General features: G+C 48.1%; 20 protein-coding genes, 2 tRNA genes and 1 pseudogene. 7 read left to right on the top strand and 16 right to left on the bottom strand.

Annotated features, from left to right (window positions below; genetic code table 11):
- Nucleotides 1-9: 9 nt before the first annotated feature.
- Nucleotides 10-246, top strand: a pseudogene (locus tag RI501_RS01290) (transposase); the annotation flags it as partial.
- A 9-nt stretch (nucleotides 247-255) separates the two neighbouring features.
- Here RI501_RS01290 and RI501_RS01285 read toward each other — a convergent pair.
- The 4 genes from RI501_RS01285 to RI501_RS01270 form a co-directional block, all read right to left on the bottom strand.
- On the bottom strand, nucleotides 256-1,056 hold the full coding sequence (locus tag RI501_RS01285; RefSeq protein WP_463673216.1) for a DUF4393 domain-containing protein: 801 nt from the start codon (nucleotides 1,054-1,056) through the stop codon (nucleotides 256-258).
- A gap of 47 nt (nucleotides 1,057-1,103) precedes the next feature.
- Nucleotides 1,104-2,273, bottom strand: a complete 1,170-nt coding sequence (locus tag RI501_RS01280; RefSeq protein ID WP_313819991.1) for an IS256 family transposase — start codon at nucleotides 2,271-2,273, stop codon at nucleotides 1,104-1,106.
- Between the two features lie 70 nt (nucleotides 2,274-2,343).
- Complete coding sequence (locus RI501_RS01275; RefSeq protein ID WP_313819990.1) at nucleotides 2,344-2,505, bottom strand: hypothetical protein; 162 nt, start codon at nucleotides 2,503-2,505, stop codon at nucleotides 2,344-2,346.
- Between the two features lie 87 nt (nucleotides 2,506-2,592).
- On the bottom strand, nucleotides 2,593-3,474 hold the full coding sequence (locus tag RI501_RS01270; protein WP_313819989.1) for a LysR family transcriptional regulator: 882 nt from the start codon (nucleotides 3,472-3,474) through the stop codon (nucleotides 2,593-2,595).
- Between the two features lie 83 nt (nucleotides 3,475-3,557).
- Between RI501_RS01270 and RI501_RS01265 the strand changes: the two genes are divergently transcribed.
- The gene (locus tag RI501_RS01265; protein ID WP_313819988.1) at nucleotides 3,558-3,803 is read left to right on the top strand and encodes a hypothetical protein; all 246 of its coding nucleotides are present in this window, start codon (nucleotides 3,558-3,560) and stop codon (nucleotides 3,801-3,803) included.
- A gap of 1 nt (nucleotide 3,804) precedes the next feature.
- Entirely contained in the window at nucleotides 3,805-4,812 is a 1,008-nt protein-coding gene (locus RI501_RS01260) for an alpha/beta hydrolase (RefSeq protein WP_313819987.1), read from the top strand.
- 92 nt (nucleotides 4,813-4,904) lie between these two features.
- On the opposite strand, the gene RI501_RS01255 is transcribed toward RI501_RS01260, so the two are convergent.
- Complete coding sequence (locus RI501_RS01255) at nucleotides 4,905-5,309, bottom strand: winged helix-turn-helix transcriptional regulator (protein WP_396442502.1); 405 nt, start codon at nucleotides 5,307-5,309, stop codon at nucleotides 4,905-4,907.
- A 147-nt stretch (nucleotides 5,310-5,456) separates the two neighbouring features.
- Between RI501_RS01255 and RI501_RS01250 the strand changes: the two genes are divergently transcribed.
- Both RI501_RS01250 and RI501_RS01245 read left to right on the top strand, forming a co-directional pair.
- Nucleotides 5,457-6,107 (top strand): nitroreductase, encoded by a 651-nt coding sequence (locus RI501_RS01250; protein WP_313819986.1) that lies wholly within the window; start codon nucleotides 5,457-5,459, stop codon nucleotides 6,105-6,107.
- Between the two features lie 15 nt (nucleotides 6,108-6,122).
- Entirely contained in the window at nucleotides 6,123-6,788 is a 666-nt protein-coding gene (locus RI501_RS01245) for an NAD(P)H-binding protein (RefSeq protein WP_313819985.1), read from the top strand.
- Between the two features lie 928 nt (nucleotides 6,789-7,716).
- Here RI501_RS01245 and RI501_RS01240 read toward each other — a convergent pair.
- The 9 genes from RI501_RS01240 to yycF all read right to left on the bottom strand — a co-directional run bounded on the left by RI501_RS01240 (nucleotide 7,717) and on the right by yycF (nucleotide 18,139).
- The gene (locus tag RI501_RS01240) at nucleotides 7,717-8,109 is read right to left on the bottom strand and encodes a hypothetical protein (RefSeq protein ID WP_313819984.1); all 393 of its coding nucleotides are present in this window, start codon (nucleotides 8,107-8,109) and stop codon (nucleotides 7,717-7,719) included.
- Nucleotides 8,110-8,191: 82 nt separating this feature from the next.
- The gene (locus tag RI501_RS01235; protein WP_313819983.1) at nucleotides 8,192-8,959 is read right to left on the bottom strand and encodes a hypothetical protein; all 768 of its coding nucleotides are present in this window, start codon (nucleotides 8,957-8,959) and stop codon (nucleotides 8,192-8,194) included.
- A gap of 175 nt (nucleotides 8,960-9,134) precedes the next feature.
- A complete protein-coding gene (rlmH, locus tag RI501_RS01230) occupies nucleotides 9,135-9,614 on the bottom strand; it encodes a 23S rRNA (pseudouridine(1915)-N(3))-methyltransferase RlmH (RefSeq protein WP_313819982.1) in 480 nt (159 codons plus the stop codon).
- A gap of 1,002 nt (nucleotides 9,615-10,616) precedes the next feature.
- Nucleotides 10,617-11,960: a S1C family serine protease gene (locus RI501_RS01225; protein ID WP_396442501.1), complete on the bottom strand. Its 1,344-nt coding sequence runs from the start codon at nucleotides 11,958-11,960 to the stop codon at nucleotides 10,617-10,619.
- 231 nt (nucleotides 11,961-12,191) lie between these two features.
- A complete protein-coding gene (locus RI501_RS01220; RefSeq protein ID WP_313819981.1) occupies nucleotides 12,192-13,007 on the bottom strand; it encodes an MBL fold metallo-hydrolase in 816 nt (271 codons plus the stop codon).
- Between the two features lie 353 nt (nucleotides 13,008-13,360).
- A complete protein-coding gene (locus RI501_RS01215; RefSeq protein WP_313819980.1) occupies nucleotides 13,361-14,218 on the bottom strand; it encodes a two-component system regulatory protein YycI in 858 nt (285 codons plus the stop codon).
- Between the two features lie 24 nt (nucleotides 14,219-14,242).
- Entirely contained in the window at nucleotides 14,243-15,535 is a 1,293-nt protein-coding gene (locus tag RI501_RS01210; RefSeq protein WP_313819979.1) for a YycH family regulatory protein, read from the bottom strand.
- Nucleotides 15,522-17,378 carry a cell wall metabolism sensor histidine kinase WalK gene (walK, locus tag RI501_RS01205; RefSeq protein WP_313819978.1) on the bottom strand — a complete coding sequence of 619 codons (1,857 nt, stop codon included), beginning with the start codon at nucleotides 17,376-17,378 and terminating at the stop codon, nucleotides 15,522-15,524. The genes RI501_RS01210 and walK overlap by 14 nt, the downstream gene beginning before the upstream one ends.
- 44 nt (nucleotides 17,379-17,422) lie before the next feature.
- The gene (gene yycF / locus RI501_RS01200) at nucleotides 17,423-18,139 is read right to left on the bottom strand and encodes a response regulator YycF (RefSeq protein ID WP_313819977.1); all 717 of its coding nucleotides are present in this window, start codon (nucleotides 18,137-18,139) and stop codon (nucleotides 17,423-17,425) included.
- Nucleotides 18,140-18,747: 608 nt separating this feature from the next.
- On the opposite strand from yycF, the gene RI501_RS01195 reads away from it, so the two are divergent.
- Nucleotides 18,748-18,820: transfer RNA gene (locus tag RI501_RS01195), tRNA-Lys, on the top strand.
- 142 nt (nucleotides 18,821-18,962) lie between these two features.
- Here RI501_RS01195 and RI501_RS01190 read toward each other — a convergent pair.
- The gene (locus RI501_RS01190) at nucleotides 18,963-20,246 is read right to left on the bottom strand and encodes an ISL3 family transposase (protein WP_010620868.1); all 1,284 of its coding nucleotides are present in this window, start codon (nucleotides 20,244-20,246) and stop codon (nucleotides 18,963-18,965) included.
- A gap of 208 nt (nucleotides 20,247-20,454) precedes the next feature.
- Here RI501_RS01190 and RI501_RS01185 point away from each other — a divergent pair.
- Nucleotides 20,455-20,527: transfer RNA gene (locus tag RI501_RS01185), tRNA-Lys, on the top strand.
- 180 nt (nucleotides 20,528-20,707) lie between these two features.
- Here the strand turns inward: RI501_RS01185 and RI501_RS01180 are convergent.
- Nucleotides 20,708-21,313 (bottom strand): DUF3021 family protein, encoded by a 606-nt coding sequence (locus RI501_RS01180; RefSeq protein ID WP_313823094.1) that lies wholly within the window; start codon nucleotides 21,311-21,313, stop codon nucleotides 20,708-20,710.
- Between the last annotated feature and the right edge of the window lie 6 nt (nucleotides 21,314-21,319).

The following is a 21,319-nucleotide window of genomic DNA, read 5'->3' as shown; positions in this document are numbered from 1 at the left end:
GCTATTGACAAATATGGTATTAAGACCTATTACTGTCATGCTTATACGCCAGCTGAACGTGGTAGTAATGAACGCTTTAATCGGAATTTACGTTATTTTTATCCTAAGGGGACTCGTTTTGAGCACATTAGTGCTCAAGATTTAACGACGACGTTACTCCAAATTAACCAGCGACCGCTTAAAATACTCGACTGGCAAACACCGTATCAGGTTATGCTGACCAATTTGTCCAAAAATTCGGATTAAATTTGCAATCTACCTTATAAATGCATTCTCTTTAACAATTCTTCGTTGTTCAGCTTGTCGTAATCCAGCATCTAGGTCTTCCGTGAACGCATAGGTCTTTATTGTCTTTACACCGTCTTTTTCGACAATTTCTCTATTATCTCGCTTATGAATATCTGATCTATATTGTTCACGCTCTTTTTCTAAGTTTTCCTGTGCTAACATGACAGCACTGTTATTTTTAAACCACTCTGTAATAGATTTCATTCTCCAACTACTTAATCCACCAATATGCTTTTCAATAATTGATAATCTACTAAGATTATCAATTGAAGATGCCACCTCAGAAAATCCTTTTACCTTTAGTGTATCTACCAGAGAATCAGGAACAATGTTTTCATTTATTATCTGCATACTTCTATCATCTCTGGAACTAACATCAATTATCGGTATTGGCCCTCCTGCTGCAATGTGTAAAGTCTTATCTCCGTTTTTAATCAACACTTCCGTTTGCATCTGTCTCAATATTCTTGCATCCAAAGGCGTCATCTGTTTAATAAACTCGACAAATGCTGACCGATTTATGCCATCTAGTCGAGAGTCCATCGCACCGGCAGCAACATGAGCAAATAAATCCCGCATCGTTTTATCCTCAATATAATACTTAGTAGCATCTAATGCAGGACCCAAGATACTTAAATCTGGCTCTTTCATTTCATCATTAGGAATTTGGTTTATATTCTTATATAATGCCAATTTATATTCATCAAGATTATATTGTAGTTTAACCTTTCGTTTATCATTCCATGAACGTATCCAAGGGTGTGTCAAGAATCTTGTGTAAACTCGTCTTTGTATGACTAGTCTTCTAAGTTAGTTTACTCAAACATTGAGTCGAAAGTGTCCCGGCAACTGGCAAAACCGCGATGCGTCCGATTGGTATTGCGGTCGTTATAATCTAAACACTGAGTGACGGTAAACCTTGCTAGAGAATCCTCGTTTGGAAATTGTTGCTTCTTCCTGAGATTGGATTTGAAGACCTTGTTAAAAGATTCGATTAGGTTGGTTGAGTAAATACTATGACGAACGGCCTTGGGGAAAGCGTAATAGGTAAATAAATTCTCCTCTTGCGCAAGCTTCTTAAGGCTAGGATACTTTTTACCCCACTTATCGATAAAAACCGTTAAGGCTTGTTTTGCAGCTACTGCCGTAGCTGATTGGCGAACATCACGAAAGGCATCATTGATCGGCTTACGGTCACTGACCCGAACCTTGGCTGTAAAGTTACGAGCTACATGGACGAGACAACGCTGGAGCTTTGCTTTGGGAAAGTATTGTGTGACTGCATCGGTTAAGCCAATGACACCGTCGGCCACAAATAAAAGGACTTGCTGGACGCCTTGGTCTTTGATTGTTTGGAGTTGTTCCTCCCAGATAGTCTTTGATTCGGTTGGTGCGATAGTGTAGTTGAGAACTTCCTTACGTCCATTGGGACGAATGCCAATCATGATGTAGACCGCTTCGTTCTCCACCGTATCCCGCCGTAGATGCACGTAAGTCGCATCGACGTACACGACTGCGTACTTATCAGCTAACTTTCGCTGATGGAAACGTTCGACCTGTTCGGCCACATTCTGCGTAATGTTCGACATGGTGGCTGGGGTGTAATAGCTGCCGTACATCTTTTCCATCAGTTCGGCAATTTCTTTCGTCGTAATTCCCCGACGATACAGATGAATGACCATATCTTCCAGGCTGTCAGTCCGTCGCTGATAACGATCAATCGTTTGTTGCTCAAATTGACCTGCTCGGTCCCGTGGGACCTGAACGGTAATCTCACCGTATTTTGTCGTCAATTGGCGTTCATAAACACCGTTACGGTAATTAGTAGCTTGATCTGGACGTTGGTATGCCTGGTAGCCTAGGAAGGCTGTGAGTTCAGTTTTAAGCAAGCCATTAACGGCTTGCTCAACGGCCTGACGAATAATTTCACCAACATCTTCCTTTTTCGCTAGTGCTGACATGATTTCTGTGCTAAGCTCATTCATATGGGAACGTCTCCTTTGTGATTGTGGTGTAGGTACCTTTAATCATACAGGGAAGACGTTCCCTTTTCTATTACATAAATGAATCAGCGTTTACACAAGATATTTTACGCTCCCGTATCCAATCACCCACCGCAAAATCATAAGCATTATTTAACGATTCTACAACTGCCGGAGCAGCACTTTTTACGGCCATAATAAGCCCTGATAGTGCTGCCATTTCCGTTGCACCCATAATTAGTTTTCCTCCTTAACATTACTTACTGCATCACTTGTGATACGGAGACTCGTATCACCCTACACAGCGGTTCATCCTGCTCCATCAATCTCTTCCTATTGCTGCCTTCACCGCCGTTAATAGCGCCTGAGTCGTGTCCGAAAAGATCTGGTACTTCTTCCAAATCAGATTCACGGGAACCGCGATTTCTGGTGTAATGGGCCGACAGGTCAATTCTGCATCATGATACCCCACCAAGTCGTCAAAGACCAACGCAATCCCTAATCCACTCTCCACCAGCTTCTGCGCGCTGAGGTACATGTCAAACGTTCCCGCAATTCGCAAATCAGTTAAATCCCGCTGAAACCATTTGGCTAGCGAGCCGTCAGTTAACGCTTCCTGATAAAGAATCAGGGATTCCTGGACTAAATCAGCCGGAGTGAGCACCGCTTTAGCGGCCAACGGATGGTCACTGGGCAACAACGCTCCAAAACGATTCAACTGGGGCAACGGCAGGCTGTTAAAGACATTCTGATCGACTCGACCAAAGTATAACCCCAGGTCTACCAGACCACTATTAACCATGTTCAAGATTGATTCGTTGTTTCCATTGTGCAGTTTCAGCGTAATCTTGGGGTGGCGTTGAATCAAGTCCGCCGCGACCTGACCAATGAACCGAACCGCATCCGTCTCACTAACGCCTAGGAGAATATCGCCGTCTAACTCATGCTGATTGGTTCGGAGCTCATCACTGGTCTTCGTTACCAATTTAGTAATTTCCGCCGCCCGCTTCCGGAGCAGCACCCCATCTCTGGTCAACCGGACCTTTTTGGCCTCACGAACGAGTAACGGTTTTCCAAATTCCCGTTCCAGTGCCTTAATTTGGCGAGAAAGCGCCGGTTGTGAGAGATGGAGATAGTCCGCCGCGTGGGTAATGTTTTCTTCCTGGGCCACCACCAAGAAGTTTTGCAGCTGTTGTAAATCCATCATCATCCGCCCTTTCTAGTCATGTGTTCAAGTTATGACTCGCCATTCACAATTAGTATTTAACATTATAGGCGTTTCCTCGTATGATAACTAGCATAGAAGGGAGGTCGTTCGATACGCTAACACCTAGTGAAACGCAAACCACATTACAAGAAATCGGATTTTCAAAAACTTGGATTACCCAATTTCTACAGCTCCCCCGGGCACAGCAAGCCCAACGGTTGAACGAAGAACGCTCAGCGACCCTCGCCCAGCTCCACGTTGCTCAGGACCAGTTAGACCGTCTGGACTACCTCCGTTACCAATTGATTGATGAAAGGACCCACTAATATGTCAAAATTAGCCAACGATACGCGCGTCTTCAAGATCAACCCCGCCATCGACGTTCATAACGTCCGCTTTAACAACCGGTACGGCTTTACCCTGGCCGGCCACCTCTACCTCCCCCTTGACTTTAATGACCAGCAGACCTACCCGGCCATCGTGATTTCCGGACCGTTCGGAGCCGTAAAGGAACAATCCAGTGGACTTTACGCCCAGACGCTGGCCGAACGTGGGTTTGTCGCCTTGGCCTTCGATCAATCGACCACCGGTGAAAGCTCTGGCACGGTTCGTAACGTGGCCTCCCCGGACATCTTCGTGGAAGACTTCTCCGCAGCCGTTGACTTTATTGGGATTCAGGCCTTTGTTGGTCGCGAAAAAATTGGGGCGATTGGCATCTGTGGTCTTGGCTCTCACGTCCTGACCGCAGCGTCCATCGACACGCGAATCAAGGCCGTGGCCACCTCGGTCATGTACGACATGTCGGATTCGATGTGGAAGGGTGTTGGCAACACCAAGACCGACGAACAGCGCAACTTGGAGAAGGACTATCTCGCCAACCAGCGCTGGCAAGATGCCGAAAATGGTACTACTGGTCGGGGCCCCCACGAATTGATGTTTGACGACCAGAACCACCCACTGCTATTCCCAACCATCTTACCCGATCAACTCCCCGACAACGCCGACCCCATCACCACGGCGTTCTTTAAGTACTACAAGCAACGGGCGTTCCATCCCCGGTCCATCAATTCGACGAGTAGTTGGACCGCCACGACTCCGTGGAGCTATTACAACTTCCATTTGCAGGCCCACATCGATGAAATCTCCCCACGGCCAGTCCTGATTGTCACCGGTGAAAACGCCCACTCCCGCTATATGGCGGAGGAATCCTACCACCGGTTGAAGGATCACAAGGAACTGATCATCGTTCCCGGCGCGGATCACGTGGACCTGTACGACCAGCTGGACAAAATTCCATTCGACAAATTCTCTAGTTTCTTTAAAGAAAATCTCTAATCCAACTTAAAACGACGAGCACCTCTACTGGGGAACTCGTCGTTTTTTTAGTAACAGATCAGTTAGCCTCATCTATGCCTGTTAACCAGCAACTAAAGCGACTCATTATACGGAATCTTCATCCAATTGTTTTTCGGTGCGTCCAGATTGAACCGGGTGGCGACATAATCAGGATCCTTTTCGGCAACGTAATGGGCGCCCCAGTCATCCAGAACCTGAATCACGGGTCGCAGACTGTTCCCATCGTCCGTCAGACTATACTCAACCCGTGGCGGCACTTCCGGATAAATTCGCCGACTAACTAGCCCATCCGCTTCTAGCTCTTTTAGACTTTGCGTCAACATTTTTTGACTAACACCAAAGACCCGTTCGCGCAAATCGCGATAGCGACACGTTCCCTTAAGTAATTCACGCAGAATCAAAATCTTCCACTTACTGCTCAGCATCGCAATGGTAATAGCACACGGGCAAATCGACATCGGCTCATCTTTCTTCATGATTTTTTATCTCCTCAAAGTCCTATGGTTGTCCAATTCTTACTTTTAAGTGGCTAGCTAACAAAAAAGTGGTCTCTTACTAAAAGTAACTAATACGGTTATGATAGCCTCGTTCCTAAAATTCGTCATAAAGAAGGTTATGAAACGATGGACTTTCAAACTGTTTTAGCAAATCGGCATTCAGTCAGAGCGTTCAGCCAACGGCCGTTACCTACCGACACGATTACCAAAATCGTACAAGCTGCCGGGACCACCCCATCGTGGGCCAACGATCAAATTTGGCGGGTCGTGGTGGCAACCGGTGAACACCTCACGCAAATCAAACGGGCCCACCTAGCAGCCCTGCAATCAGGGCGCTCCGGAAATTCCGAATTTCCACCCCTTCATCGCGACGCTATGGCCGCGCAAGGCCGGTCCAACGTGCGGACTTGGTCAACTGACCTGCAGTCGTTTCTCGGGGCCCAATACGGGCAGATGACCACCGCTTCGGCACAGCTCTTTTCAGCGCCCGCCATTGCCTACCTCTTGATGCCCGCTAAGGCCTCTCTGTGGACCGCCTACGACCTTGGCGCCTTCGGTCAGACGCTCATGTTGGCCGCGACGGCGCTGGGGGTCGACTCAATGCCGGCCGCGGAATTCGTCGCTGACCCGCAACAATTACACACGATTTTAAACGTCCCAGCCGACTACCAATTTGGGATGGGGATTGGGCTGGGCTATCGCGATGAGCAAGCTAGAATCAACCAGTTTCGCTCCGAACGAATGCCCCTTGACCGTTACCTTACCATAACTGACTAGAAAGGTCGTCTAACCATGAAAAATATTTTAATTATTGGTGCTACCAGTCGCATTGCTCAATGGGCGGAACGAACCTTGTTACGCGACAAGACTATTCAGTTAACCCTGTTCTTGCGCAATCGGGCAAAGCTCCCCGCCGATTTGCAAGCCGCTAAGATTCTGGTCGGTGATGCCACCGATCCGGCGCAATTGACGTCAGCGATTCAGGGACAGGACGTTGTGTACGCCAGTCTAGGGGGCGATGTCGTCACGGCGGCGAAAACCTTAGTGACGGTGATGGACCAGCAAAACGTTAAACGGCTGATCTGGACCTCCTCACTGGGCATCTACGATGAGGTCCCCGGCAAATTTGGCGAGCTAAATAACCGGGCATTGCCCGACTATTTAAAGACCTACCGGGCCGCGGCAGACGTCATCGAAGCCAGTGACCTGGATTACACCATCGTTCGTCCCGCCTGGCTGACGAACGATGACGAGGTCAGTTATACCACGACACACCGCCACGATGCCTTCGTGGGAACCGAGGTCTCCCGGCAAAGCATTGCGGCTTACGCGGTCAGCCTGATTCAGAATCCGACTTTAGACGTTCGCGATTCCGTCGGCGTTAGCAAGCCCGGTACGAATGGAGACCGGCCTCGGGTCGCTGTGATGACTGGAAACGGGTTTGACCCGAACATGTAAACCAGCTAAAAATCGATGAAGAAGTCAAAGCGACGGACCCCCAATGGGATCCGCCGTTTTGATCTGGCCGCTCGTCCAAGCACAATCATTGATTTCCATAGTAATTCGCCTAAGCGCCTAAAAGGTGCTTCGAACAGTACGATTATTCCGAGAGGTCGCAAAAACCGCATCACTTATGATACGGAGACCCGTAACACACGACACAGCGGTTCCTAATTGTACACAACTGATTCTAATCATACATCAGAAATAAAATACACTGCCGTTCTCCGAGACACCCATCCTGATCAACTCAATAATAACATGCTACGAAACGTTTCACGTGAAACAGTTGTCACGGGAACGCAGCGACTTGTGGCCGACCGACGCTCCCTACCAGCAAATACCCATTCACCTAATAACAATCATCAAAAATACCTCTTTCAAAAAGAGATACAAACAGACTACCAACCTCAGTAACAAGCGACCTAAGAGCATGAACGCCCCTAGTTCATGCTTGCAAGGAGCAGCACAGCTGGAACAGCGTGCTTAGTAGACAGGCCCCTAGGCCGCATAACGGCCAATCCAAGTATCAATAACACAGCAAGAAAAAATCGGCGGAGCCCCCCAAAGGCCCCGCCGATTTTTGTTCATAAACATAATCAAATCAACAATACCCCGAAAACCCGCTAAAAAAGCGAGTAAGACATAAATACATAAAGCAAAACCTATAATAAATACTAACGGGAAAACGGGTCAACTAGCTGTCATCCCTGTCACACCAAGCACCCTGTCACCCCGCAGTTCTCCCGCAATCCCGAATCACAAGACAAACGCCACTGTCCGTTCGCTTTAAATTTCTACTTTTATAATTTTTTACTCACATAATAAGTACATATAGAATATGCTTTTCAGAATCAAGTTTACAAACTATGAAGAATAATTTTACTTATACCAATACTTGAGATAATTTACCTGCAATCATCTCAAACGATATTATTTGTCTCAATATGCCGCATCTTGTTCTAGCGGGAAAATCATTAGAAATACTGGCTATCACTCTGTCTAAAAGATCATCATCAACTCCCGCTGCCTCAGCTAACCAAACCAAGGTCTCAGGCCTACCGAAATTTATATACATTGTTCTGGCAGAATGATTGGGTCTGTGTGGATATCCCAGAACACCCCCGGTGGGCTGAAACATGCACCACACGCCCAAATGTTCTCGCTGTCCAGTCCACCACCTATCATGGTGCTGTCCCCATCTCAAATCGTATGCATTCGCCTTAGAAGTCTGGGTATCGATCATACTTATTCTTCTCCCAAAATCTTCTACGTCCATATGCGCCTCCATATTCTCTACATTTTAAGTTACAAAGCGAATCTCATTATTTACTTATATACTATATGTAAAACACCTAACATCACAATATAGTACTAATTCTTACAATATCTTCTTTAGCCGATTCCAAATCAAAATCTCCAAAAAATTCAATTAATTTCCAATAAACTAAAAACATTTTTGCGTACATATTCTCTTTGTCATTAAAATTAAAAATTACTTCCCCATTTTTTTCTTTATTATCTAACTCCGTTTTGAATAGAAATTCTCGTTCTGCACTGTTATATTCCAAATCAAAGTGTTTACTATGAGCTATATTTATGTCCCCATAGATATAACCTTCCATAGATTCATATCTAGCCATTATCTGTAAATGTAATTTTAAATTTTGGACGACAAACCACACAATGTCGTAATACAAATGAATAGTTTCTATATCAGGTGCAGAAAAGTCATGTTCAATCCCATTCCTAATAGTATTAAGCTTATCCGCAGAATAATTTTGTAGCACACCTATATCGACAAAAAATTGAGTTTTGTTCTTAAACTTTAAATTTCTCTTGTTGCTTAACTTTAGAAGACCTAGTCGGTTTAAAAAAACATTCATCATTTCATCCGCCGCGCGTTTTAAATGATTAACACAATTTATCCCATGACGAACATTATCATCACTTAATTCTTTACCTTTAATCGCATTCAATTCTACTTTTGCGTATCGTAAATAGTCATTAGGTGACACCGGATATTTTTTTGCTACTTCCAGGCTGCCTTGCGCACTATCAATACTCAATTGATTTATATGATCCGCCAAGTCCTTGATGAAATCTTGCATCACAATCTTAGAACTCATTAGTATTTCTCCCATCACTGTAAACGTCTATTATTTTTAGTAAGATATACACCTATCATTTATTTCCACAAAAGTGTTTTTGTTTATTTTCATAATTTTAAAAAATCAAACGCATCACTTGTGATACGGACTCCCGTAACACCCTACACAGCGGTTCCTGACTGAAAAAACCGCATCACTTGTGATATGGAGACCCCTCATTAATCATAAACGCCCGGTACACCTGCTCCGTCAACACCAACCGCATCAACTGGTGGGGTAACGTGAACCGACCAAAGGAGATCTGCGTGTTCGCGCGCTTCAGAACTTCCGGCGCCAGACCTAACGAGCCACCGATCACGAAAGTTAAATCCGAGTGCCCATAGGTGGTCAGGTCCTTAATTTCCTTGGCGAACTCCTCCGAGGAGCGTTCCTTGCCCAGAATGGCCAATGCAAAGACGTATTCGCGGTCCTTAATCTTCCCTAAGATCCGGTCGCCTTCCGCCTGCATCACCTGGTCCATTTGTGCCTGGGAGAGACTCTCCGGGGCCTTCTCATCGGGAACCTCCACAATCGAGAACTTACAGAAGCGGGAAAGCCGCTTGGCGTACTCCGCAATGCCCTGCTTAAAATACTTCTCCTTCAACTTACCTACCACCACAAACTTGATGTTCATAACGTCCTCCAATTTCAGTTATCCCCAGGTGCATAACGTTCTACGCTCTCGGAACCGACTACTTTATGGTTGATTATACCCCGAATCTCACCATCTCGGCAAATCCCCGCCAAGGCCGTTATTAGTTGTTTTCTAGATACCCCCCAGGGTAGATTGAAAGCACCATTATCACGGATTTCCACCCGAATTCGTTAACCGCTCGCCCCCGATGTTTCACATGAAACATTCCCACACTCGACCCACACCACGTTCCGTAATTCGACTCTCTTCCTCAATCCTGTTAAAAACGAGTGACCCCGGTAATCCCACCGGCCGTCACCCGTTTTTTTGCTTTCTACCGTTAACCTTGTCCCACTACCACGGTAATTCCGCTGTTTTCGTCCCATTGACCCCCGAATTCAGCACTCATTCCCGCCTCAAATCCCAGTAGCACACACCGAGCGGTCACTTTCGCACCCGCATCACTCAACCACCCACCGCTTCCAATCAGCCCGACTTATTCACAAAGTTATCCACAGGCTCAATCGCCAAAATGCCAGATATAGGGGGTTGCAAATTTCCCCACCCCCACATCTATTTCTTTTCGATTTGTCAATCGTTTTCGACTTATCCACAGTTATCCACAAAAACATATGTTTGTTCGCACAAAGACTAATTCCCGTCATAACAGCATTTCTAGCCATATGGTTCACAATTATCCTAACTTATCCCCACGAATTTTGCCAACCTGTGGATAACTTAATAACCGCTACCATCCCCAGTTTTCCACCATTCCTCATTTTTCGCTCAAGTTTGTGAATCGACTTATCCACAAGTTATCCACAGAATTTTCGTCACTTTTTAGCGACCTGAATTACCCCCATCTATCCCCTTTTTTCGTTCGGAGTGGTGACGGTCCCATCCGGCTTGCACCGCTTCTAACCGTTCTAAATTTTCGGCTTTTCCAGCCACGCAAAAAGCGGACCCCACTCTCCGTGAGATCCGCTTCTATTAACGTTAGATTTAGCTTTCCGAGTTAGCCGTGGTCGACGAACTCTTCAATTGGGACGACGTTTCCGTTAATTTCACAGTCGTAGTCTTCTTCTTACCGTTGTGGTAGTACGTCATCGAGACCGAATCATTCAACTTGTACTTGTACAACAGGTCCCGCAACGTGGACTGGCCGCTAATCTTGTGGCCACCCAGTTCGGTGATTACGTCGTACTTGGTCAAGCCCGCCTTCTTGGCCGGCGAGTCGGACGAGGTACTCATCACCACGACCCCGGCGTCGACGCTAGACGGCAACTTCAAGACCGACTTCTGTTGCGACGACGAAACGTTGGCTAAGTCGACGTAGGTAATCCCCAGCGCCGGCCGCACCACTTTACCCTTCTTGACCAGTTGGTTGATGATGTTGACCACTTCGTTCGACGGAATGGCAAAACCCATCCCCTCGACGCTGGTCCCCGAGGTGTCGCTCGCGATCTTCGAGGACGTGATCCCGATAACCTGACCACCGACGTTGATCAGCGCCCCACCGGAGTTCCCGGGGTTGATGGCAGCATCGGTCTGGATAACCGTGGCGTTCCCGGTTTGGGTGCCGGCCGAGTTGGTGGTTTCAATCGTCCGCTTCTTGGCGGAAACGATCCCTTCCGTCAGCGAGGTTGCGTACTGGCTGCCCAGCGGTGACCCGATCGCCAGGGCGGTTTCACCGACCTTGATCTTATCCGAGTCGCCAAAGGAGGCCACCGTCTTTAACGACGACCCGTTAACCTTCAACACGGCCAGGTCGGTCACGGAATCCTTCCCAACCAGCTTAGCCTGGAGTTGTTGGCCACTACTGGTGACCACCCGCAGCGCCGAGGACCCCGACACCACGTGGTTGTTGGTCACGATGTAGGCGGTATTGCCGCTCTTCTTGTAGACCACCCCGGACCCCTCGGAGGCCTCTTCCAAAGCGGATTTCGACGTCGAACCCGACGACGAACTCTGACCGAAGAGTTCCCCTAACGTGCCACTACTACTGCTTTGTTTTTGTAAATTAATCACGGACACCATGGCGCCCTTGACCTGATTAAAGGCCTTGGTGGCTTGGGTGTTCACGTTGACCGTCACGTTGGACGTCTTGGTGTTACCCGTCTTGTTAGAGCCCGCGGGCACCGCCGTCGAGGTGACGCCGCTATTATTGAGGTAATTCATGCCCCCATAAGCAACCCCACCACCTAACAGTCCGGCAATTGCCGCCGTCACGGCCACCTTGGTCATGGTCATCTGACCACGCTTCCGGGGTTGCGGCGTTGGCTCCGGCGTCGGTTGTGATTGATCATTAAATTGGTTTTGTGTGTTGTTATTGTTATTATCAGCCATCGTCTTTGCGCGTCTGCGCTAACCCTCCTCATATTCTGATCACACACAGCGTTGGGGTGTCGTTCCGCGTACTGATTGGCTCACCGGCCACCCAGGCAACGCTGTGTCACGTGCCCGAGTTCAGCGCGGAGTCTCGACCCCCATTACTGGTAATCTAAAATTTTATACCTCTTATTTTAGCGGGCGAGTGTGAATTTTTTGCGATGAAAGTTCGTGGAAGTCCTTAAAGTTTTAGATGGCTTCCAGTGGAGTGGCCTCTTCGGGATTGGTGTCGATCAACTTGAAGTCGTTGCCCACCCCGAAATCCTGGTTTTCCATCATCGAGGCCACGGTCAGATGACACAGCGACTTCATGTTATTGTGCAGGCTGCGGTGCCCCAGGTAGATTTTCTTGGTGCGGTTACCCAGCACGTCCATCAGCACGTCGGCGCCTTCCTCGTTGGACAGGTGCCCCTTGTCGCCCAAGATCCGTTGCTTCAACGGCCACGAATAGTCACCCATCCGCAGCATCTCGACGTCGTGGTTGCATTCTAACAGGTAGGCGTCGGCGTCCTTGATGACGCCCTCCACGTGCTCAGACACGTAGCCGGTATCCGTCAAGATCACGAAGGTCTTGTCGTGGTAGTGCAACGCGTAAAACTGGGGTTCGGCGGCGTCATGGGAGACCGAGAAGCTCTCCACGTCGATGTCGCCAAAGGTTTGGACCGTATCCGGCGCAAACAAATGCTTTTGCGCTAAATCGACCTTACCGATCCGTGGCGCCATCGCGTCCCAGGTCCCCTGGTTGGCGTAGACGTCTAATTGTTCGTAGCGGCGGGCCAGAATGCCCACGGCCTTGCGGTGATCCGTGTGCTCGTGGGTCACCAGTAACGCGTTGACGTCGGTCAAGCTCCGGTCGATATCGCCCATCAGTTTTTCAATTTTCTTACCACTCAAGCCTGCATCGATCAGCAGGCGTTCGTTGGGACTTTCCACATAACAGACATTGCCCGTACTGCCACTGGACAAAATGCTGATGCGTAAGTCGTCTACTTGTTGCGTACTCACTTTATCGAACCCTCTCTTGACCTAATACCGCTATAATACCGCATTCCGGGACGCTTGTAACGCGTTTTACGTAACCGTGACCGACCACCATCGTCACAAAACCGTCCCGACCGGTCTTCCTTACGCCGCGTAACCGGCGATGCGCAAAATAATTCTCCCAAATTTTACCGAATTTTTTTCACGATGACAAGCGGGAATCATGGTTGGCGGACCGTCGCTTTAACCGGCGGCCACACCATAAACCCCAGCCAGCCGTGCCCACCCCGTTCCAGCCCATTTTGACTGGACCGGAAGCGGCCAGTTTTCTTTCCAATAAAAAAGGCGACCATCACTGGCCGCTTTTTCATTATCCATTAACTACTGGTCGTGGTGCTCCCGCTGACCGTCTTGACGTTGCTATCCGACGTCAGGATGGTCCCCGTAAAGGCGTTCACGCGTTTGAGCTGTAAGACCCCCGCGTTGTTGCCACTAGTGGGTTTAACCGCGATGACCCAGGTTGGAATGTACACGCTACTGTTCTTCAAGGTGAAGTAACGCGTGTACGCCAACTTGGTCCACACGACCTTGGTGTTATTTTGAATCTGGTTATATTGATAGAGCCCGATTAACGCCTTACGTTCCGAAATTGTCTCGGTCTTTTCCCGCAACGTCTTGACGTCGGCTAGATACCCTTGCGTGTAGCCGGTCACAGCCCCGTCATTGGTCAGACTGAAGCGCAACTGCCCGTAGCGCGAATAGATCTGCCCGTCGGCCACCCGCTGCGTGTAAACCACCGTGTTGCGACTCGACAACTGTGCGTTGTATTGGTAGTCGGCCCCATCGAGAATCAAGGCACTGTTGCTCACCACGGTATCCATGACCTTGTTGGGGTGTTGGGTATCCACATTGGTGATGGGCGTCTTAAACGTCGCCGTAATCAACCCATCGGCGTACCGCACGGTCTGGTCCGTCAGACTGGTCAAGCTTGCCTTGATCTGCGTGGCACTATTGGTCGTGGAGATGTAATACCCCTCGCTACTTTGCTTGGAGGGCGTTTTAAACGTAATGTTGTCTGCGCGCATCTCCTTGACAATCGTGGTATCACTATCGGCCGAACGGCTCGAGGCCGCATCCGACTGACTGGTGGTATCGCGCTGAAAAGCCGCAAACAGGAAAATATCGATGGCGATAAAGGCGACTAAAAATAACCACTCAATGCGCCGAAAATCCATGCCGGACCGTCCCTCCTTGCCTGCCTATTTCAGCAGCTGCTTGTAATCCTTCCAACTGCCGTTGTAGTAAACGTACCAGGTCGGCGTCAGGTCAACCACCTTGTCAGAAGCCGACGAGGTCGCCCACTGGTAGCCCAACTGGATGCTACTAATCTTTTTCTTACTATACCCGGCCGCACTCAGCTGGTCAATCACGGCCTGCGTTCCCGGTAAGACCACCGACCGCTTATCGTTCGGGACCGGAACCTGGAGACTGTACAGCGAGAAGTTATACCGCCGCACCCCTTGCGAGAGCAGCTGAATCCGCGCCGCACCGTAGTTACTCTGGTTAAAGATCGGGAACCCTTCCACGAAGCTGCGGTAGATCATGGTCCGATTGGACGCACTGTACCCGTAGTAGCGCAGGTTTTCCATGGGAATCCCGATAGACTTAACGGCCTTGTAACTGGTGGTCAACTGTTGGCCAAAGCTTAGCGAGGTCTGTAACGCACTGTAATCCTCAAACAAAGCCATGCCCAGCTTGTTATAAATCGTCAACTGCCGCGACGTCCCATCACTATAGATGGTGTTGTCTTTGTTCTTCTTGGCCGTCACGTTGGTCGATTCCCCGTTATTCAACAACCGCGTCGTGAAGTAGTCACTCGATTGCTGGTTCACCAGGTAGCTGTACGACGGGACCGTAACCTGACTGGTAACGTACGCCATCGCCGTATTGGTCAACCACTGCATTTTAACGTTGATCCGAAAGAGGTTTTCTTTCAAAATCTTGCGTAAATCCTGCACGTCGGGGTGGCTAACGCGAATCCGGTAAACGGTTTGCTTGCGGTCATCCAGTAAATACAGGGACTTCGCATCGCTTAAGGGAACCATGATCCTAGAGAACTGCGTCGAGGTCCTTTTCAACTGACTGCCAAAGACCGTATTGAAGGTCTTGACGTTAATCGGACTGGCGTACGACAGCAACAAGCTATCCTTGTGTTGCAGATAACCCAGATAGTCGGCGTGCGTCACCCCATTCACCCGCGCTAACCGCCCCAGCTTCCATTTCGCCAGCGCTTCTCGTAACTCGGTGGTCAGGTTAATCTTCCGGTTATTCAGGAGTTTCTGCGTCCCCGTGGCGTCGGTTGCCACCACCTGGGTCGGCAAAAAGACGTCGCGTTGCGGCCGCGCGTTAATCTCCGTGGTCTGCGCGTTAGAACTGCGTTGCCGGTTATGCTCGTATTGCGCCGGGTTGGTCCAAATCAAGGCCGAGAAGGTGATGCTGATGGCCACCGCAACGGTGAGCCCCAGCGGTAACAGGACTTTAGTTATCTTCATCCCAGAGATCCTCCTCTTCGTACGGCTTGTAAGGTAAGGAAATGTAGAACGTCGAGCCGCGACCTTCGCGACTATCGACCCAAATCCGGCCGCCTAACATTTGGACAACTTCCCGGGAAATGGCTAACCCTAGTCCCGTCCCACCTTGGGCCCGAGAACGGGCTTTATCGACCCGGTAGAACCGGTCGAAGATCCGCGGAATATCGGCCCGCGGAATCCCCAAACCTTGGTCAGACACGCTTAAAATCACGTTGTTGTGCGTCTCCAACAGCCGGCAGGTAATGACTCCACCGTCCGGGGAATACTTGATGGCGTTATTCATCAAGTTATCCAGTACCTGGGTGAACCGGTCGGTATCGATTTCGACCCACAAGTCGCGCTTGGTAAATTCGCGCTTGATGGTGTAGGTCTTCTCGGGATGGTCGTCTTGCTTGATCATCATGTCGAACCGGTCCAAGACGTAGTTATAGAGCTCGTTTAAGTTGACCATTTCCAGGTCCAGCTTCTGCGTCCCGGAGTCCATCCGTGACAACGTCAGTAAGTCGTTAATCATGCGGATCATCCGGTCGGTTTCTTCCTGGGTGACCTTCAAGAAATCCGGGGCCACCTTGGGATCCTTCCAGGCCCCTTCGGACAACGCTTCGATGTACGAGCGCACACTGGTTAGTGGCGTTCGCAGCTCGTGTGACACGTTGGACACGAATTGCTTACGATCCTGATCAATCTTTTGTTGTTCGGTGACATCATGCAGGACGCACACAATCCCGGAAATAAACCCGGATTCCCGCTGAATCAAGGAGAAGTAGGCCTGTAAAATCAGGTCATGGTCCTTGGTCGAGAAGTCCAAGACTAAATCATCGGGATCTTCGAGCAGTTCCCGTAAGGTGTAATCCTGCCGAATGGCCAACAGGTCCAAGATAGACTTGCCAACCGCATCGTCGCCATCGGTATCCAAGAAGCTGCTGGCGGTTTCGTTGATAATCGTGACGTTCCCGCGGCGGTCGGTGGCAATGACCCCATCGGTCATGTGGGCCATCACGGAGTCCAAACGGCGTCGTTCCGATTCCGTGGATTCTTGAGCCTCTTCGACCCGCACGGACAGGTTATTGACGGCACTGGCCAACTGTCCCAGCTCATCGTTACCGTAGACGTGCACGTGGCCGGAGTAATCCCCCCGGGCAATCCGCAGCGTCTGTTTCTTCATTTCATCGATGGGCCGGGTAATTGCCCGGGAAATAATAATCGCCATGACCAACCCTAAGATGATGGCCACGAACGTCGCCGACACGTAAATCAGCGTGATTTGGTTAATGTTTTGGTAGACGGAGTCCAGACTAGCCCGCATATAAATAACCCCGACCAAATCACTGTTGTTGCCCTGGGTCCGAATGATCCGGGTAATCGTGGTGTAGTAGCGGCTATTGTTCTGCGAGTTATAGGTCGTCCGGACCACGTCGCGGTTGTTATAAATCGAATTTTTAATGTCACTATCGGTGGTCTTCTGACCGACAATTCCCTGGTTATCCACCTCGTTAGTGCCCCGGATGGTCCCTTTGTTATCGATCACCCGAATCTGGGCGTTGTTGGTGTTGGTAATTTCGGACAGCGTCGACTTAATCTGTTTATCCGACTTAGTGGTATTGGTTTCCGCCAGTTCGTCGGACAAGCGGTTGACGATGTAAGTCTGCACCACCTGTTGGGCCTTGAACGTGTTGAGGTTTTGGTGTTCCAATTGCCGCACGAAAACGGCCCCAACGATTTCCAACGTCAGTAACAGCAGCAGCGCAAAGACCAGCGCGATTTTAAAATGAATCGATTGAAAGAATCTAATTTTGCTATTCACGAAGTTACATACTCCTCCGCCAAAGATTTAGCGTGATCGCTAGCTTATGCCTGATCGGAATCAGGGTTGCGTAGATAGTACCCAACCCCCCGGCGCGTCACCAGCCAAATCGGGTGCGAAGGACTGTCTTCAATTTTTTCTCGGAGCCGCCGGACCGTCACATCAACGGTTCGCACGTCACCGAAGTAATCATAGCCCCAGACGGTCTGGAGTAAGTGTTCTCGCGTCATGACTTGCCCAATGTGTTGCGCTAAGTAGTGCAAGAGTTCGAACTCCCGGTGGGTCAACTCAATGTTAGCCCCCCGCTTCGACACGGAGTAGGCTTCGGGGTGAATGGTCAAATCCCCAATTTCGATGTCTTGATTTTCCGGTTCTTCGGGCTGAGCGTGCGCCGCGGTATTTTGCCGCCGCAAGTTGGCCTTGACCCGAGCCACAAGTTCTCGGTTGGAGAATGGCTTGGTCACGTAATCGTCGGCCCCTAATTCCAGGCCTAAGACCTTATCTAACTCGGAATCCTTAGCCGTCACCATAATGATCGGCATGTCGTGCTTCTTCCGAATTTCTCGGGCCACTTCCAGGCCATCAACTTTCGGTAACATCAGATCCAAGATCACCAGATCCGGGGTGTTTTCTTCAACGTGTTGTAGGGCGGCTTCACCGTCATAAGCGACATCGACCTCGTAGCCTTCCTTTTCCAGGCTAAACTTCATGATATCTGAGATGGGCTTTTCGTCGTCGACTACTAGAATTTTTTTGGCCATAATTAAAAATTTCCTCCTTAAGGAAAAAAGACAGATCAATCCGATAATTGCAGGATTATCGGCAGGTCAACCACCGGATGTCACAAAACCATCGTCGGTGGGACCACTCCAATTAAGTTGTGCTTGGTGTTACGTTCGTTTAAAGTCAAGGAATGTGGGGGCCACCACCAGGATGACCCACGTGAATCTCAAGTGCGCCGTTCGTCCCGATAAACTTCCGGTAAACGATACAATTCGGGCGCTACTTGAATTATAACACATCCGGCAGCAGGTTTCAGGCCCGTTCCATCCCGGCCTTAAGCTCTCCTTAACTTGAAATTTCCCAGGAAATACTCCCATTAGTCAATCCAAGTGAACGATTGTAGTTGTTACTCAAACATTAGCCTAATTATTTCATCTATCATGCACCGGTTGTTCGGTGAGTTGGTCCATTGACCGTTAAAAGTTCAATCGTTAATTAAATTAGCCCGAAATGCTGATTTCTCGGGGATTCCATCCGAATTGGTTACGGCTTATTTAAAAAATCGCCAATTTAAATCAAATTTTTTGACAAAAAGGATTGCATCCCCATAGCTGACATGCTATGATAGTTCTCGTCGAAAAGATATGGGCAGTTAGCTCAGCTGGCAGAGCAACGGACTCTTAATCCGTGGGTCCAGGGTTCGATCCCCTGACTGCCCATCATATCTTTACCATTAATCAGCTTGTACGAAGAATTGGCTTCGTGCTTGCTGATTTTTTTATTCCGTGAATGTATAAAAATCAATTTTTTTGGCTCTTTGTCAAATCCTGTTGATAGATGAATTTGGGACACTGTTAGAAGTTATGCAACTTCTAACAGTGTCTTTTTGTTTGGTTTGGTTCTCATTTGTTGTAATTTAACTCTTGAAACTAAGTGGTGATAATTTCGGAAACCGAAGGCAGTTCTTTGAATTTGCTTAATCATTCTATTGATCCCTTCAATTGGACCATTAGAATACTTTGATTCACTGGCATTGAGGACTATTTCAAGATTCTTTTTAAATGTGGTTAAAACATCTTTCATTTGCGAGCTAAGCTTATCGTTGTTATATAAATATTGAACAAGACCATCTTTGTCGTGATTTTTAAGACATATCATAATGCCTTGCATGGCGTTATAAGTATTTAACAGTCTTTCATCAACATCTAGACCTAACTGAACTCTTTCGAGTTGAGTTACTTGTTTCCTAAGGTGTCGATCGAAAAATGTTTTTTTAATCTCAAGCTCATCGAAGTGTTTTAAATAAAGTTTCCAGGAGAATTTAAGCATCCGATATTCCTTGGATTGTTTCTTGTATTCTTTCATAATTTGAACGCGACTTTGGTTAAAAGATCTAGTCATCATCGCAACAATATGAAAACGATCGACAATTATTTTGGCATTTGGAAATACCAATCTGGCGATATCTTGATAGTAACTATTAAGGTCCAGAGAAACTGTCTTTACTTGCTTTCTAGCGGTGCTGTCAAACTTATTAAAGTAATCAATAATAGTTTGTTTAAAGCGATCCGGTAGGATCTGTTGAATTTCATGATCACCATCACCGTTAATACAAAGAAAGTGGAAATCGCCGCCAACACCACGAAATTCATCCATAGATAAGTGCTCAGGTAAAGAATGATAATTTCTCCGAAATAGATCATCATAGTTGTCTAAATAGCGACAAACGGTACTGGGAGAAACACTATTATCTAAAGCAATACTAGTCTGAGTACGATCATCCTGAAGATGCATGAATATTTTTTGTCTGGTAGCTTTGGAAATATTACAATACTTATTGACGAGGTCTGTTGTTGCCATTACCGAGTTTCCACAATTTTTACAGATTAATCGTTCTTTATGAAGTTCAAGATAGACGGGCTCACTAGCGTTGGCCGACGGATATGAAACGCGTGACACATAGTGTCCGTTATGACTAAAGTTTTCAAAACCACATTGAGGACACCTTGTATAAGTGGCTTTTACATTGGCAACATAGACTTTAGCAGGTTTTGATTTTATGAATTGATGCTTATAACTGAAAAAAATAACATTTGGGTCTTTAATACTGAGTGAAAATTTTATATTATTATCTATAGGGTTCATGGTTTCTCACATCCTTTGATGATGCTGTAGTGGGTGGATTTTTTTGTGTGTGGGGACCTGTGGGCCTCTTTTTTTTTCAAAAAAATCCTGTTAATAGATTACCACATTGGTAGTTCATCAACAGGAAAAAGTATAGAGCCATTTTTTTCAAAAAAGACTTGCATCACCCCCGGCTGACATGCTATGATTATTTTCGTTGAAAAGATATGGGCAGTTAGCTCAGCTGGCAGAGCAACGGACTCTTAATCCGTGGGTCCAGGGTTCGATCCCCTGACTGCCCATCATATCGAAAACCGCTATCAGTGATGATGGCGGTTTTTTTGTGTCCCGAGTATTTATCCATTTTAAGAATGCTTATTCAAAATCACCCAACTCGGCCCACCGACTAAATACGCCTACTAAGACTCAACCGGTCTTAGCAGGCGTATTGTTTTACGCATCATTTTTAGATAGACGATGCTTTAGCGTTGCTTCAACGTTTGGTTCAACCGGGCAATCTCTCGGCGTGCGGCTCCCATTTCTAATGACCACACAACCAGGTAAACCACCGTGTAGATTCCGGTGTAAAAACTCAGCCAGAGCACATTCAGCGGGAACCAGCCACACAGGATGGCTAGCGTGGTCATCCCCAGGTAGGAAACGACCAAATGCCACCCGGTGGCGCGGGTAATGCTCCATCGCTCCACCGTGAAGAACAAGCTGGTCCACGTCCACAGCTCCCCAATCAACACCCACAACCCAGCCGAGACCACCGTGGCTAGTAGCGGCGTGGTGAACCGGGAAACGTAACTCGGCGGTGCCGGTAACCGCGCCATTAATTCGTATAACCGCCAGTGAATCAAATAGGTCCCCGTGGGCGTTTCCGCCCAGACCTGCTTATCGGCGGTATAAAATCGCGTCACCGTCAGCACGGCTAATTGCGTAGTTCGCTTCTCTTGATACCCCACCAACCACAATGGTTGCGTCACTTGCTCCAACGTCGTCTTGAGTTGGGCAATTTCCGGGGTCTCAGCGGGCGCGTGAATCGTTAGAAAGGCCTGCTTTAATTTAGTCGCCACTTCAACCATGACTTG

The sequence above is a fragment of the Levilactobacillus zymae genome (genome assembly GCF_032190635.1).
Classification (GTDB): Bacteria; Bacillota; Bacilli; order Lactobacillales; family Lactobacillaceae; genus Levilactobacillus; species Levilactobacillus zymae_A.
The sequence above is the reverse complement of the archived record's forward strand: the minus strand, read 5'-3'. Positions and strand labels throughout refer to the sequence as shown.

Excerpts from the sequence above, each read along its gene's own strand:
- RI501_RS01280 (WP_313819991.1), bottom strand. The coding sequence starts at position 2,273 with ATGAATGAGCTTAGCACAGAAATCATGTCAGCACTAGCGAAAAAGGAA.
- RI501_RS01275 (WP_313819990.1), bottom strand. The coding sequence starts at position 2,505 with ATGGGTGCAACGGAAATGGCAGCACTATCAGGGCTTATTATGGCCGTA.
- RI501_RS01270 (WP_313819989.1), bottom strand. The coding sequence starts at position 3,474 with ATGGATTTACAACAGCTGCAAAACTTCTTGGTGGTGGCCCAGGAAGAA.
- RI501_RS01265 (WP_313819988.1), top strand. The coding sequence starts at position 3,558 with ATGATAACTAGCATAGAAGGGAGGTCGTTCGATACGCTAACACCTAGT.
- RI501_RS01260 (WP_313819987.1), top strand. The coding sequence starts at position 3,805 with ATGTCAAAATTAGCCAACGATACGCGCGTCTTCAAGATCAACCCCGCC.
- RI501_RS01255 (WP_396442502.1), bottom strand. The coding sequence starts at position 5,309 with ATGAAGAAAGATGAGCCGATGTCGATTTGCCCGTGTGCTATTACCATT.
- RI501_RS01250 (WP_313819986.1), top strand. The coding sequence starts at position 5,457 with ATGGACTTTCAAACTGTTTTAGCAAATCGGCATTCAGTCAGAGCGTTC.
- RI501_RS01245 (WP_313819985.1), top strand. The coding sequence starts at position 6,123 with ATGAAAAATATTTTAATTATTGGTGCTACCAGTCGCATTGCTCAATGG.
- RI501_RS01240 (WP_313819984.1), bottom strand. The coding sequence starts at position 8,109 with ATGGACGTAGAAGATTTTGGGAGAAGAATAAGTATGATCGATACCCAG.
- RI501_RS01235 (WP_313819983.1), bottom strand. The coding sequence starts at position 8,959 with ATGAGTTCTAAGATTGTGATGCAAGATTTCATCAAGGACTTGGCGGAT.
- rlmH (WP_313819982.1), bottom strand. The coding sequence starts at position 9,614 with ATGAACATCAAGTTTGTGGTGGTAGGTAAGTTGAAGGAGAAGTATTTT.
- RI501_RS01225 (WP_396442501.1), bottom strand. The coding sequence starts at position 11,960 with ATGGCTGATAATAACAATAACAACACACAAAACCAATTTAATGATCAA.
- RI501_RS01215 (WP_313819980.1), bottom strand. The coding sequence starts at position 14,218 with ATGGATTTTCGGCGCATTGAGTGGTTATTTTTAGTCGCCTTTATCGCC.
- RI501_RS01210 (WP_313819979.1), bottom strand. The coding sequence starts at position 15,535 with ATGAAGATAACTAAAGTCCTGTTACCGCTGGGGCTCACCGTTGCGGTG.
- yycF (WP_313819977.1), bottom strand. The coding sequence starts at position 18,139 with ATGGCCAAAAAAATTCTAGTAGTCGACGACGAAAAGCCCATCTCAGAT.
- RI501_RS01190 (WP_010620868.1), bottom strand. The coding sequence starts at position 20,246 with ATGAACCCTATAGATAATAATATAAAATTTTCACTCAGTATTAAAGAC.
- RI501_RS01180 (WP_313823094.1), bottom strand. The coding sequence starts at position 21,313 with ATGGTTGAAGTGGCGACTAAATTAAAGCAGGCCTTTCTAACGATTCAC.